The organism is Pseudomonas sp. S2_E01 (assembly GCF_054668365.1).
The window spans coordinates 3,694,235-3,707,694 of record NZ_CP162762.1 but is presented as its reverse complement, the minus strand read 5'-3'; the positions used below and the strand labels follow the sequence as shown (position 1 = coordinate 3,707,694).

The window sequence follows — 13,460 nt, the reverse complement described above, 5'->3', positions numbered from 1 at the left end:
AACGAAGGGGTGCGACAAATAGAAGCAGGGCAAAGCTGCAGGCTGCGAGCCGCAAGTTAAAAACCTGTGGCTCGCCAGATGTTCACTTTGCCCTGAGTACAGCGGGGCGTTTTGCTTTGCTTTTACTTGTTGCTTGTAGCTTGCAACTTGTCGCTCAACTGCTCGCCCCCTTTCGAGAGACTGTAGACGTAGGCTGCGAGCAGTTGCACCTTGTCGTTGCCAAGCAGTTCGTTCTGCGCCGGCATATGACCTTGGCGTCCATGGCGGATGGTCTGTTGCAGTTGTGCCAGGCTGGTGCCGTAGATGAAGCCGGCGGGTTGCGTCAGGTTCGGCGCGCCCATGGCTTCGGTACCCTGGCCATTGGCACCGTGACAGGCTACGCACATGGTGCTGAACGCTTGCTGTCCGGCTTGCAGGTCGGCCGTATCGTCAGCTGGCAAAGGCAGGCGTGCCAGATCATGACGCACGTAGGCGGCGACGTTTTTTACACCGGCTTCACCGAGCATTTCACCCCAGGCCGGCATCGCAGCGATGCGTCCGCCCATGATGGTGGTCTTGATGGTGTCGGCGTTACCGCCCCAGCGCCAGATGCTGTCGGTCAGGTTAGGGAAGCCGAAGGCGCCCTTGGCGTCGGAGCCATGGCAGACCGAGCAGTTCGAGGCAAACAGGCGACCGCCCATTTTCAACGCTTGCGGGTCCTTGGCCACTTCTTCCACGGGCATGGCGGCGAACTTGGCGAAGATCGGTCCAAATTTGGCGTCGGCCTTGTTCATCTCCTTTTCCCATTCGTTCACGCCGGTCCAGCCATTCTCGTAGCCGGGCAGGATGCCTTTCCAGTTGCCCAGGCCCGGGTAAAGGATCAGGTAGCCGACGGAAAACACCAGGGTGCCGGCAAACAGCATGAACCACCACTGCGGCAGCGGGTTGTCATACTCTTCGATGCCGTCGAAGCTGTGGCCCATGGTCTGATCGACGCTGCCCTTGGTTTCGCCCCTGCGGGTGCCGATCAGCAGCCAGGTCAGGCCGATCAGGCTGCCGATGGTCAGTACGCAGATCCACGTACTCCAGAAGGTGGTCATGACCGGGTACTCCTTGTGACAGGTTCTTGGGTGCTATCAGGTTGAGGCTCATCGGCAAACGGCAGCAGGCGCGCCTCGGCGAATTCCGGATTGCGCTTGCCGTTGAACACCCACAGCGTCAGGCCGACGAAGGCCACGAACACCACGACGGTGCCCAGGCCGCGGATCAAGCCGGTACTCATTTCCAGGTCCATGGCTCACCTCTTGCTCTTGATGGCAGTGCCGAGCACTTGCAGGTAGGCAACCAGGGCGTCCATTTCCGATTTGCCTTTGAGCGATTCGGTGGCGCCGGCAATGTCGGCGTCGGTGTACGGCACGCCAAGGGTACGCATGGCCTTGATCTTCGCTTCGGTGTGGCTGCTGTCGAGTTGATTGGCAACCAGCCATGGGTAGGCCGGCATCTTCGACTCGGGCACCACGTTGCGCGGGTTGTACAAGTGCGCGCGGTGCCAGTCATCCGAGTAGCGGGCGCCTACGCGGGCCAGGTCCGGACCGGTACGCTTGGAGCCCCACAGGAACGGATGGTCCCAGACGCTTTCACCGGCAACCGAGTAGTGACCGTAGCGTTCGGTCTCGGCGCGGAACGGACGGATCATCTGCGAGTGGCAGCCGACGCAACCTTCGCGGATGTAGATGTCGCGGCCTTCCAGTTGCAGCGCGGTGTAGGGCTTCATGCCTTCCACCGGCTTGTTGGTCACGTCCTGGAAGAACAGTGGGACGATCTGGGTCAGACCGCCGATGCTCACCGCGAACACCATCAGCAGCATCAGCAGGCCGACGTTCTTTTCAATCGTTTCGTGTTTCATGGCGGACTCCTCAGGCCATTTGCGCGGCGGCAACGACGTCAGCAGGCTGCGAGGCCCGCACGGTGCGCCAGGTGTTGTATGCCATCAAGAGCATGCCGAAGAGGAAGATTGCCCCGCCTACCAGTCGCACGATGAAGCCTGGGTGGCTGGCCACCAGCGTTTCGACGAAGGAGTAAGTCAGCGTGCCGTCTTCGTTGACTGCGCGCCACATCAGGCCTTGGGCGATGCCGTTGACCCACATCGACGCGATGTACAGCACGGTGCCGATGGTCGCCAGCCAGAAGTGCGCATTGATCAGAGCGATGCTGTGCATCTGCTCACGACCGAAGACTTTCGGGATCATGTGGTACAGCGCGCCGATGGAAATCATCGCTACCCAGCCAAGAGCGCCGGCGTGTACGTGGCCAATGGTCCAGTCGGTGTAGTGGGAGAGGGCGTTGACCGTCTTGATCGCCATCATCGGACCTTCGAAGGTCGACATGCCGTAGAACGCCAGGGATACCACGAGGAAACGCAGGATCGGGTCGCTGCGCAACTTATGCCAGGCACCCGACAGGGTCATCATGCCGTTGATCATGCCGCCCCAGCTTGGCGCCAGCAGGATCAGCGACATCACCATGCCCAGCGACTGTGCCCAGTCCGGCAGCGCGGTGTAGTGCAAGTGGTGAGGACCGGCCCAGATGTACAGGGTGATCAGTGCCCAGAAGTGCACGATCGACAGGCGATACGAATACACCGGGCGCTCGGCCTGTTTCGGCACGAAGTAGTACATCATCCCCAGGAAGCCTGCGGTGAGGAAGAAGCCCACGGCGTTGTGGCCGTACCACCATTGCACCATGGCATCAGTCGCACCGGCGTACAGCGAGTAGGACTTGGTGAAGCTCACCGGCAACTCAAGGTTGTTGACGATGTGCAGGATGGCAACGGTAAGGATGAACCCGCCGAAGAACCAGTTACCGACATAGATGTGCTTGGTGTTGCGCTTGGCCACGGTGCCGAAAAACACGATGGCGTAAGCGACCCACACAATGGTGATCAGAATGTCGATCGGCCATTCCAGCTCGGCGTATTCCTTGGAACTGGTGTAGCCCAGTGGCAGGCTGATTGCCGCCAGCAGGATCACCAGTTGCCAGCCCCAGAAGCAGAATGCGGCGATTTTCGGCGCAAACAATTGGGTTTGGCAGGTGCGTTGCACCGAGTAGAACGAACTGGCGAACAGGGCGCAGCCGCCGAATGCGAAGATCACAGCGTTAGTGTGCAGAGGGCGCAAACGCCCGAAGCTGGTCCACGGCAAGTTGAAGTTGAGTTCGGGCCAGACCAATTGAGCCGCGAGAAAAACCCCGAGCCCCATGCCGACGATGCCCCACACCACCGTCATAATGGCGAATTGGCGGACCACCTTGTAGTTGTAGGCGGTACTGATAGAAGTGTTCATGGTTCCCCATCCACGGTTCAGCCCAAGGAAAAACGTTCGCGCAAGGCAGACGCACCCTTCGACTGGAGTTATAGGCAGACTAAAAGCGAGGCAAGCATGGACAAAGAGCACAAGGCCAGTATTGACGGGGATCAATGGGCGCGGTGCCTGGACGAACAGGGATGGTTATGGAATGCAGCGGCTGTAAAGGGTTCGGCGCCGTCCGCGACGCTGATTCTCGCCCATGGCGCCGGTGCGCCGATGGACAGCGACTGGATGACTGACATGGCCGTGCGCCTTGCCGCGCTTGGGGTCAACGTGTTGCGTTTCGAGTTTCCCTACATGGCCCAACGGCGTGTCGATGGTGGCAAGCGTCCCCCGAACCCCGCGCCCAGGCTGCTGGAGTGCTGGCGTGAGGTCTATGCGGTGGTGCGACGCCATGTCGCTGGGCGGCTGGCCATTGGCGGCAAGTCCATGGGCGGGCGAATGGCCAGTCTATTGGCCGATGAACTCGGCGCCGATGCGCTGGTGTGCCTGGGGTATCCGTTTTACGCGGTGGGCAAACCGGAGAAGCCACGGGTCGAACATCTGGCGGGGTTGCAGACGCGCACGTTGATTGTCCAGGGCGAGCGCGATGCGCTGGGAAATCGGGAGGCGGTTGAGGGGTATGGGTTATCGCCGAGTATCGAGATCTGCTGGCTGGTGGCGGGGGATCATGACTTGAAGCCGTTGAAGGCGTCCGGGTTTACCCATGAGCAGCATCTGGCGGCTGCGGCGCAGAGGGTGGCGGGGTTTCTGCTTTAGGATATTTGTGGCCTGGACTTGCCCGCGAAGAGGCCAGGACAGCCAATAAAAAAGCCCGGACAGCACTCACTGTCCGGGCTTTGTTTTTCCCGCGGCACTCAGCGGTTAAACCGCTCCACCAGCGAATACTGGGTATTCGCCGTCTTGATCAATTCCTCACTGAGCAGCGCCGAGTTCTGCGCCTGTTCCGAGGTCTGGTCCGCCAGGTGTGAGATGTTGCTGATGTTGCGGCTGATCTCTTCGGCCACCGAGTTCTGCTCTTCGGTGGCGGCGGCGATCTGCGTGGTCATGTCGGTGATGTTGGCCACCGCTTCGCTGATCCCGACCAGGGCCTGGTCTGCTTCCAGTACGCGTGCCACGCCTTCTTCAGCCTGGCGATGACCGGCGTCCATGGTCTGCACGGCGGAGTTGGCGGTCTGTTGCAGCTTGGCGATCAGGGCGTGGATCTGCCCGGTGGATTCGCTGGTGCGCTGCGCCAATTGACGGACTTCGTCTGCCACCACGGCGAATCCGCGTCCCATTTCCCCGGCGCGTGCCGCTTCGATGGCGGCGTTCAGGGCCAGCAGGTTGGTCTGGTCGGCGATGCTTTTGATCACATCGACCACGCCACCGATTTCGTCGCTGTCCTTGGCCAGTTGAGTCACGGTCAGGCCGGTCTCACCCACCACCTCGGACAGACGCTGGATCGCATCCCGGGTTTCCCCGGCAATATCGCGACCGCGCCCGGTCAGGCGATTGGCTTCCTGGGTGGCGTCGGCGGTGCGTTGCACGTGACTGGCCACTTCCTGGGTGGTGGCGGCCATCTGATTGACGGCGGTGGCCACCTGCTCGGTCTCGAGGCGCTGGCGCTCCAGGCCGGTTGAACTGTCGTGCGCCAGGGAGTCGGACTGCCGGGCTTGTTCGGTCAAGTGCTCGGCAGTGTCCTGCAGACGGGTCAGGCAGGTGCGAAGACGAGCTTCCTGGCTGAGGATGGACATTTCCAGGCGCGCCTGGGCGCCACGGCTGTCGGTGTACATCTGCGCAATCAGCGGGTCGGAGGTGGTCTGTTCCGCCAGGCGCAGCAGGCGCTTCAGGCCACGCTGTTGCCAGCTCAAGCCGAGCAGGCCCAGCGGCACGGACAGGCCCGCGGCCAGGGCAAAACCCCAATGGGAATTGAGCGAGGCGCCGATCAGGAAGCTCAGTTGGCTGACCAGGATGAAGGGCAGCCAGTCCTGTAGCACCGGCAGCCATTTGTCGGAGGAAGGAATCGCCGACTTGCCCTGGTTGATGCGCTGATAAAGCGCCTTGGCACGCTGGATCTGCTCGGCCGTGGGCTTGACCCTTACCGATTCGTAGCCAATGACCTGATTGCCCTCGTACACCGGGGTGACGTAGGCGTTAACCCAGTAGTAGTCACCGCTTTTACAGCGATTCTTGACGATACCCATCCAGGGTAAGCCTTGTTTGAGCGTGCCCCACATATGCGCAAACACTGCAGCCGGCACGTCGGGGTGACGCACCAGGTTATGCGGTGCACGGATCAATTCGTCGCGGGAATAGCCGCTGATTTCGACGAACGCATCGTTGCAGTAGGTGATCACGCCCTTGGTATCGGTTGTAGAAATCAACCGTTGCTGAGACGGGAAGGTCCGCTCGCTTTGAGTAATGGGCTGGTTGTTACGCATGGCAATTTAAGTCCGCAAGGCTTTCCAGTGTTGTCGGCACCTCCTGCGATTAACTGAAATTAATTTTTAATATTGGCACCTGCGCCGAGCCAGCCAGCGCTGTCAGCCGGCGAGCATCGGGTACGTGAACAAGCCGAAATGCAGCATGTTCAGACCCAGGTGCGTGGCTATTGCCGCGGCCAAACCGCCGAATCGGTAAGCCAGGCCGTAGCCGATGCCTGCCAGGGTTGCCAGCAGCACCCATTGCCAACCCGCGCCCAGGTGGGAAAGGCCAAACAGCAGGGCGGCGAGCAGCAGGGCGAGGTTTTCGCCCTGTGGCAGGCGGTTGAAGACACGGCTCAGTCCGCCCTGGATATAACCGCGAAACAGGGCTTCTTCCACCAACGTCACCAGCAGCAGGTTGTTGAGCAGCCATAACCAGGCCTGGTCGGGCCATTTCGGCGCCCAGCCGACCACACCCAGCGCCACGGCGCCACCCAGCGCCAGCACACCACTCACCATCAGGCCCAGCAGCGTGCCCAGCAGGGCCGGGCGCAGCGAGCGGCCAGCGACGATCCACGGGCAGACCAGCAAGAGCCAGACGCCAATCAGCGGTTTGTCGAGGTTCAGGTACATGGAAAACGGCACGGCATCGTCGGTAAAACGTTGTGTCGGGATGCCTCTTCCATTATGGAAGCCGGGAAGCCAGTGCATCGCCAGCGCCAGCGCCGTGCACACGAACAAGGCGTGTCCCAGGGGGCGGCCGACGCCGATATGCGGCTGTCGGGCGGCGTAACCGGCGATCACCAGGGTCAGGACCGTGATGCCCGCCAGCCAGCCGAGTTGGCCGTAGGTCAGGGCCAGGCCGTAACCGAGGGTGAGCAGAATCAGGTATGTCCATGGCGGGGCAGTGGGCATTGGGGGTGTCCTTGTGTCCAAAATTGCGTGCGCGCCTGCAGGGTGGCAGGTCCGATAAAAATGCGGCGATTATAAAGGCCGGGTAAATAAACACACCGCCTTGAGTTTTTCTTCTATCGTCGTATCGGTCGGGCGTTGCAATGGCCCGATGACGCTCTGATTGGGTCGCTGAAGCTTGAGCCGGGAGTGAATACGTGTGAGCTGTCATTCTTGTTCGTGTGGTCGGGATCAGTGCCTGGCGAGTGCCTATGTGGGCATAAACGCGTTGCCCGGTGGCGGACAGCACGTTTGGCACTGCTTTAAGTGAGGTCCCGGGTCGAGAAAATCGTGCTGGCCGCCGACCTTGCCGGTACGGCGGTATTTGCAGTCGAAGGCGCGATTACCGCGATGCGCAGCGACCTCGACCTGCTGGGGGTGATGGTGATCTCGTTCATCGTCGCCCTGGGCGGTGGTGTCACCCGCGATTTGCTGATAGGCGCAACGCCACCCAATGCCATCAGAGACTGGCGCTATCCAGCGCTGGCGCTTTCGATGGGCGCGCTGGCATTCATTTTTCATGAGCACGTACTGGGCTGGTCCGGCTCGACCCTCATCGTACTGGATGCAGCGGGACTGGCCTTGTTTGCCGTGGCAGGGGCGCAGAAGGCGCTCAACTTTGGCATCACGCCGTTTGTGGCAATGCTCATGGGCACGATCACGGGCGTAGGTGGCGGGGTGTTGCGCGACATCGTACTGGCGCGGGTGCCGATGGTCCTGCAGGCTGACCTGTATGCGAGTTCGGCGTTCGTGGGTGCCGCCACCTTGATCATCAGCAGGCGCCTGGGCCTGCCGCCTGTGGCTGCGGCGTTTTTGGCGGGCGCAGCCTGTTTGCTGCTGCGCCTGCTTTCGGTTCATTTTGGATGGCAGTTGCCGAAAGTCATGGCGGGTTGATTGGCGATTATCTGCAGGAATCTGGCCCAGGGCTCTTGCGTGAAACGCCCACAAGCCGCGCGAGACAGATCTCTGAATCTGCGTGGGGATTGACCAAGGCACAACCCCCACCCAGGCTGATCAGGACGCGATCAACTGGCGCAGTACGTAATGCAGAATTCCCCCCGACTTGAAGTACTCGACCTCATTGAGCGTATCGATCCGGCACAACACCTCGACTTTCTCGCGGCTGCCGTTTTCGCGGGTGATGACCAGCGTCAGGTTCATCCGCGGGGTCAGTTCCACGCCGGAAAGACCGAGGATGTCCAGGGTTTCCTTGCCGGTCAGGTTCAGACTCTTGCGGTTTTGGTCCAGCTTGAATTGCAGCGGCAACACGCCCATGCCGACCAGGTTGGAGCGGTGGATGCGTTCGAAGCTTTCGGCGATGACAGCCTTCACTCCCAACAGGTTGGTGCCCTTGGCTGCCCAGTCACGGCTCGATCCGGTGCCGTATTCCTGGCCGGCAATCACCACCAGTGGCGTTGCCGTGGCCTGGTAACGCATGGCGGCATCGTAGATCGCCATGCGTTCCCCGGTGGGAATGTAGATCGTATTGCCACCTTCCTCACCGCCGAGCATCTCATTGCGAATACGGATGTTGGCGAATGTGCCACGCATCATCACCTCATGGTTACCGCGCCGGGAACCGTAGGAGTTGAAGTCGCGAGGCTCCACGCCTTTCTCGCGCAGGTAGCGTCCAGCCGGGCTGTCGGCCTTGATGTTACCCGCCGGGGAAATATGGTCGGTGGTGACCGAGTCGCCCAGCAACGCGAGAACGCGGGCACCCGTGACGTCCCCGACCGCCGGAGGTGGGCCGCCGATATCGTCGAAAAACGGCGGATGCTGGATATAGGTCGAATCATCCTGCCAGACATAGGTCGCCGCTTGGGGCACTTCGATGGCTTGCCATTGTTCGTCGCCGGCGAACACTTCGGCGTATTCCTTGTGGAACATCGCCGTGTTGACCTGGTTCACCGCGTCGGCAATTTCCTGGGTGCTTGGCCAGATGTCCCGCAGGTAAACCGGCTTGCCGTCCTTGCCGTTGCCCAACGGTTCGCTGCTGATGTCCATGCGCACCGTACCGGCCAACGCATAGGCGACCACCAGCGGCGGGGAGGCCAGCCAGTTGGTTTTCACCAGCGGATGCACCCGGCCTTCGAAGTTGCGGTTGCCCGACAGCACGGAGGCGACGGTCAAGTCGGCGTTCTGGATGGCTTTTTCGATCGGTTCCGGCAGCGGCCCGGAGTTACCGATACACGTGGTGCAGCCGTAGCCAACCAGGTCGAAGCCCAATTGGTCGAGGTAGGGGGTCAAACCGGCCGCCTTATAGTAGTCGGTCACCACTTTGGAGCCAGGCGCCAGGGAGCTTTTCACCCAGGGCTTGCGCTTGAGGCCTTTCTCCACCGCTTTTTTCGCCACCAGGCCAGCGGCCATCATTACGCTCGGGTTGGAGGTGTTCGTGCAGGATGTGATGGCGGCAATCACCACTGCGCCGTTTTTCAGCCGGTGGGTCGTGCCTTCGAATTCATAGTCCACTTCTCCGGCCATGTCGGCATTGCCCACCGCCACGCCACCACCGCCCTCGCTTTCCAGGCGGCCTTCTTCCTTGCTGGTGGGTTTGAGGGTCAGGCCCAGGAAATCGCTGAATGCCTGCGCGACCTTGGGCAGTGCCACCCGGTCTTGCGGGCGTTTCGGCCCGGCAAGGCTGGCTTCGACGCTGGCCATGTCCAACGCCAGGCTGTCGGTGAACACCGGTTCCTTGCCCGGCAGGCGCCACAAGCCCTGGGCCTTGCTGTAGGCCTCGACCAGTTTCACGGTTTCCGGTGGCCGGCCGGAGAGGCGCAGGTAGTCCAGCGTGACTTCATCCACCGGGAAAAAGCCGCAGGTGGCGCCGTATTCCGGAGCCATGTTGGCAATGGTCGCACGGTCGGCCAGCGGCAGGTCCGCCAAGCCGTCGCCGTAGAATTCGACGAACTTGCCGACCACACCTTTCTTGCGCAGCATCTGCGTGACGGTCAGCACCAGGTCGGTGGCGGTGATGCCTTCCTTGAGCTTGCCAGTGAGTTTGAAACCGATCACTTCGGGAATCAGCATCGACACCGGTTGGCCGAGCATCGCCGCTTCCGCCTCGATGCCGCCGACGCCCCAACCGAGTACGCCAAGACCATTGATCATGGTGGTGTGGGAATCGGTCCCCACCAGCGTGTCGGGGAACGCATACGTGCGGCCGTCTTCGTCCTTGGTCCAGACGGTGCGGCCAAGGTATTCAAGGTTGACCTGGTGGCAGATGCCGGTGCCCGGCGGTACCACGCTGAAGTTATCGAAAGCGCTCTGGCCCCAGCGCAGAAAGGCGTAGCGTTCGCCATTGCGCTGCATTTCGATGTCCACGTTCTGTTCGAAAGCGCTGGGGCTGGCGAACTTGTCGACCATCACGGAGTGGTCGATCACCAGGTCTACCGGCGATAACGGATTGATGCGCTGCGGGTTGCCGCCGGCCTTTGCCATGGCGGCGCGCATGGCCGCCAGGTCGACCACGGCCGGAACGCCGGTGAAGTCCTGCATGAGCACGCGCGCCGGGCGGTACTGGATTTCCCGGTCTGAGCGGCGCTCCTTGAGCCAGGCGGCAATGGCCCGCAGGTCGGCACCGGTGACGGTTTTTTCGTCTTCCCAGCGCAGCAGGTTTTCCAGCAGCACTTTCAACGACATCGGTAACTTATCCAGGTCACCGAGGCTTTTGGCCGCATCGGGCAAGCTGAAGTAGTGGTAGGTCTTGTCGTCGACTTGCAGGGTTTTGAGGGCTTTCAGGCTATCGAGGGACGGCATTGCAATCACTCCTTTGCGTCCGCACGGCTACGGACTGAGGGGACGGGCAGAGCATTAAACCTAGCTCTATTTGCTGTGTAAGGCGAATGACCGGATGATCTTTGCGCCATCTCGGTGGGTACGATACTCAGAGTCTATGACCATCGTGATCGTTCGAAGCGATCACCTCAATCGTCGGATGGTGTTAGGCCACTAAACCCAGGGATATCGAGAATGTGGGCTGGGTCCGGGGTGGGGAACTCGGCTATCATGCGCCGGTTTTCGTGACAGGCTCTGCTTCATGCAGCCTTCGCATTGCGCAGTGGTTGAACGTCTCGCCACGTGCCCAGGAGTAAGAATGAACACCCTTTTCATGCACTGCCGGCCGGGCTTCGAAGGTGAAGTCTGTTCCGAGATTTCCGAACATGCCGCTCTGCTCAACGTTTCCGGGTACGCCAAGGCGAAAGCCGCCAGCGCCTACGCCGAATTTGTCTGCACCGAAGAAGACGGCGTCCGGCGCCTGATGCGCGGCCTGCGTTTCAGCGATCTGATTTTCCCGCGGCAATGGGCGCGGGGCGTTTTCATCGACCTGCCGGAAACCGACCGTATCAGCGTGATCCTCGCGCACCTGGAGGATGTTGCGCCCTGTGGCAGCCTGTGGCTGGAAATGGTCGATACCAACGACGGCAAGGCCTTGTCGAACTTCTGCAAAAAGTTCGAAGTGCACCTGCGCAAGGCCCTGATCGCGGCGGGCAAGTTGGTGGATGACCCAGCGAAACCGCGTCTGTTGCTGACCTTCAAAAGCGGTCGCGAAGTGTTCATGGGCCTGGCCGAGTCGAACAACTCGGCCATGTGGCCGATGGGTATCCCACGCCTGAAATTCCCCCGTGAGGCGCCGAGTCGCTCGACGCTGAAACTGGAAGAAGCCTGGCATCACTTCATCCCGCGCGAACAATGGGATGAGCGTTTGCACAGCGACATGACCGGCGTTGACCTGGGGGCCGCGCCGGGCGGCTGGACCTGGCAACTGGTTAACCGCGGCATGCTGGTGACCGCCATCGACAATGGCCCGATGGCCGAAAGCCTGATGGACACCGGCCTGGTGCAACATTTGATGGCCGACGGTTTTACCTACAAGCCACGGCAACCGGTGGACTGGATGGTCTGCGACATCGTCGAGAAGCCCGCGCGCAACGCGGCGATGCTGGAGGAGTGGATTGGTGAAGGCCATTGCCGCGAAGCGGTGGTCAACCTCAAGTTGCCGATGAAACAGCGATATGCCGAAGTGAAACGACTGCTGGAGCGCATCGCCGATGGCTTCAAGGCGCGCGGCATCCGGGTTGAGGTGGGCTGCAAGCAGCTGTATCACGACCGCGAGGAAGTGACCTGCCATTTGCGCCGTCTGGACGTGGCCAAGCCAAAATCCCGCTGATGCATCACCGCCTGTCCCTGTAGGAGGATCATGGCGTCATGCCACAGATGACCGAATACCCGCCAATGCGCGACAATGCCGGCCAGCTTCAGGAGTAAACCATGAGTGAAATGCTTGATACGCCGGTAGACGGCACCCTCGACGCCACGGGTCTCAACTGTCCGGAGCCGGTGATGATGCTGCACCAGCACATCCGTGACCTGGCACCCGGCGGCCTGCTCAAGGTGATCGCGACGGATCCGTCGACGCGTCGCGACATCCCCAAGTTTTGCGTGTTCCTCGACCATGAACTGGTTGCCCAGCATGAAGAGGCCGGTACCTACCTCTACTGGATTCGCAAGAAGCTCGCCTGAGCTTCGCGATGGCTTATGCCCGAACTGCCAACCCGCCAAAGGAACCTGCGATGCTGATCGTTGCCGACGAAAATATTCCGCTGCTCGATGCATTTTTCGAACACTTCGGTGAAATCCGCCGCGTTGCAGGCCGCTCCATCGACCGCGCCACCGTCGAACACGCTGACGTTCTGCTGGTGCGTTCGGTGACCAACGTCAACCGCGCGTTACTCGAAGGCAGCAACGTTCGCTTCGTCGGCACCTGCACCATTGGCACTGATCACCTGGACCTCGAATACTTCCAGCAGGCCGCTATTACCTGGTCCAGCGCCCCCGGTTGTAATGCTCGCGGGGTGGTCGACTATGTGCTGGGGAGTTTGCTGACCCTCGCCGACATCGAAGGCGTCGACCTCAACCAGCGCACTTATGGCGTGGTCGGCGCGGGGGAGGTCGGTGGCCGGCTGATCGATGTGTTGAAAGGGCTGGGCTGGAAGGTGCTGGTGTGCGACCCGCCACGGCAGGCGTGCGAAGCGGGCGACTACGTCAGTCTCGAGCAGATCATCGAACAATGCGATGTCATCAGCCTGCACACGCCGCTGACGAAACAGGGCGCGGAGTCCACCTGGCATCTGTTCGATCGCAATCGTTTGAACCAGCTCAAGCCTGGCGCCTGGCTGATCAACGCCAGCCGTGGCCCGGTGGTGGATAACGCCGCGTTGCGCGAGGTGTTGCTGCAGCGCGAAGACCTCCAAGCAGTATTGGACGTCTGGGAAGCCGAGCCCGAGGTCGATGTCGCGCTGGCTGAGCTCTGCGTGTTGGCCACTCCGCACATTGCCGGCTACAGCCTCGACGGCAAGCAACGTGGCACGGCGCAGATTTATCAGGCCTACTGCGATTTTCTCGGGCAGCCGGCCCAGGTCCAACTCAGCGAGCTGCTGCCGCCGCCCTGGTTGTCGCAGGTGACATTGAGCGCTGACAGTGACCCGGCCTGGGCGTTGGCGATGATGTGCCGGGGCGTTTACGACCCGCGCCGAGATGACGCGGATTTTCGCCGCAGCCTTGGGGGTAGTGTGGGTGAGCAGCGCGCCGCGTTCGATGTGCTGCGCAAGAACTATCCGCCACGCCGGGAGATCGATGGGTTGCAGGTGCGGATCGAAGGGGATTCGCCGCCGTTGCGGGCAATGGTGTTGGCGTTGGGGGCTTCGCTGGTCTAGAGATCGGGTGGGCCCTATCGCGGGCAAGCCCGCTCCCACAGGTTTCT

12 protein-coding genes are annotated in these 13,460 nt (G+C 61.4%); 5 read left to right on the top strand and 7 right to left on the bottom strand.

All coding sequences use genetic code 11. The features are described from left to right. Positions 1-122: 122 nt before the first annotated feature. From ccoP to ccoN, 4 genes are read right to left on the bottom strand one after another with little or no spacing between them, the layout of a single operon-like run. Positions 123-1,079, bottom strand: coding sequence for a cytochrome-c oxidase, cbb3-type subunit III (ccoP, locus tag AB4O36_RS17215; RefSeq protein WP_460139831.1), 957 nt, complete (start codon positions 1,077-1,079; stop codon positions 123-125). Then, positions 1,076-1,273, bottom strand: a complete 198-nt coding sequence (locus AB4O36_RS17210; RefSeq protein ID WP_460116900.1) for a cbb3-type cytochrome oxidase subunit 3 — start codon at positions 1,271-1,273, stop codon at positions 1,076-1,078. Before AB4O36_RS17210 ends, ccoP begins: the two co-directional genes overlap by 4 nt. Positions 1,274-1,276: 3 nt before the next feature. Further along, positions 1,277-1,885 carry a cytochrome-c oxidase, cbb3-type subunit II gene (gene ccoO, locus AB4O36_RS17205; protein WP_192301849.1) on the bottom strand — a complete coding sequence of 203 codons (609 nt, stop codon included), beginning with the start codon at positions 1,883-1,885 and terminating at the stop codon, positions 1,277-1,279. A gap of 10 nt (positions 1,886-1,895) precedes the next feature. Continuing rightward, entirely contained in the window at positions 1,896-3,320 is a 1,425-nt protein-coding gene (gene ccoN, locus AB4O36_RS17200) for a cytochrome-c oxidase, cbb3-type subunit I (protein ID WP_460139830.1), read from the bottom strand. Between the two features lie 96 nt (positions 3,321-3,416). Here ccoN and AB4O36_RS17195 point away from each other — a divergent pair, with 96 nt between their 5' ends. Next, positions 3,417-4,103, top strand: a complete 687-nt coding sequence (locus tag AB4O36_RS17195) for an alpha/beta family hydrolase (RefSeq protein WP_460116897.1) — start codon at positions 3,417-3,419, stop codon at positions 4,101-4,103. Positions 4,104-4,201: 98 nt separating this feature from the next. Here AB4O36_RS17195 and AB4O36_RS17190 read toward each other — a convergent pair whose 3' ends face one another. Together AB4O36_RS17190 and AB4O36_RS17185 are read right to left on the bottom strand one after the other, a co-directional pair. After that, positions 4,202-5,767, bottom strand: coding sequence for a methyl-accepting chemotaxis protein (locus AB4O36_RS17190; RefSeq protein WP_460139829.1), 1,566 nt, complete (start codon positions 5,765-5,767; stop codon positions 4,202-4,204). 102 nt (positions 5,768-5,869) lie between these two features. Next, positions 5,870-6,664 carry a CPBP family intramembrane glutamic endopeptidase gene (locus AB4O36_RS17185; RefSeq protein WP_460139828.1) on the bottom strand — a complete coding sequence of 265 codons (795 nt, stop codon included), beginning with the start codon at positions 6,662-6,664 and terminating at the stop codon, positions 5,870-5,872. 327 nt (positions 6,665-6,991) lie between these two features. On the opposite strand from AB4O36_RS17185, the gene AB4O36_RS17180 reads away from it, so the two are divergent. Beyond that, complete coding sequence (locus AB4O36_RS17180; protein ID WP_460139827.1) at positions 6,992-7,594, top strand: trimeric intracellular cation channel family protein; 603 nt, start codon at positions 6,992-6,994, stop codon at positions 7,592-7,594. 120 nt (positions 7,595-7,714) lie between these two features. On the opposite strand, the gene acnA is transcribed toward AB4O36_RS17180, so the two are convergent. After that, a complete protein-coding gene (acnA, locus tag AB4O36_RS17175) occupies positions 7,715-10,456 on the bottom strand; it encodes an aconitate hydratase AcnA (RefSeq protein ID WP_460139826.1) in 2,742 nt (913 codons plus the stop codon). A gap of 337 nt (positions 10,457-10,793) precedes the next feature. Between acnA and rlmM the strand changes: the two genes are divergently transcribed. From rlmM to pdxB, 3 genes are all read left to right on the top strand, one after another. Next, complete coding sequence (rlmM, locus tag AB4O36_RS17170) at positions 10,794-11,867, top strand: 23S rRNA (cytidine(2498)-2'-O)-methyltransferase RlmM (RefSeq protein ID WP_460139825.1); 1,074 nt, start codon at positions 10,794-10,796, stop codon at positions 11,865-11,867. A gap of 101 nt (positions 11,868-11,968) precedes the next feature. After that, a complete protein-coding gene (gene tusA, locus AB4O36_RS17165) occupies positions 11,969-12,220 on the top strand; it encodes a sulfurtransferase TusA (protein WP_054054315.1) in 252 nt (83 codons plus the stop codon). Between the two features lie 50 nt (positions 12,221-12,270). Next, positions 12,271-13,413: a 4-phosphoerythronate dehydrogenase PdxB gene (pdxB, locus tag AB4O36_RS17160; protein ID WP_460139824.1), complete on the top strand. Its 1,143-nt coding sequence runs from the start codon at positions 12,271-12,273 to the stop codon at positions 13,411-13,413. Positions 13,414-13,460: the final 47 nt, after the last annotated feature.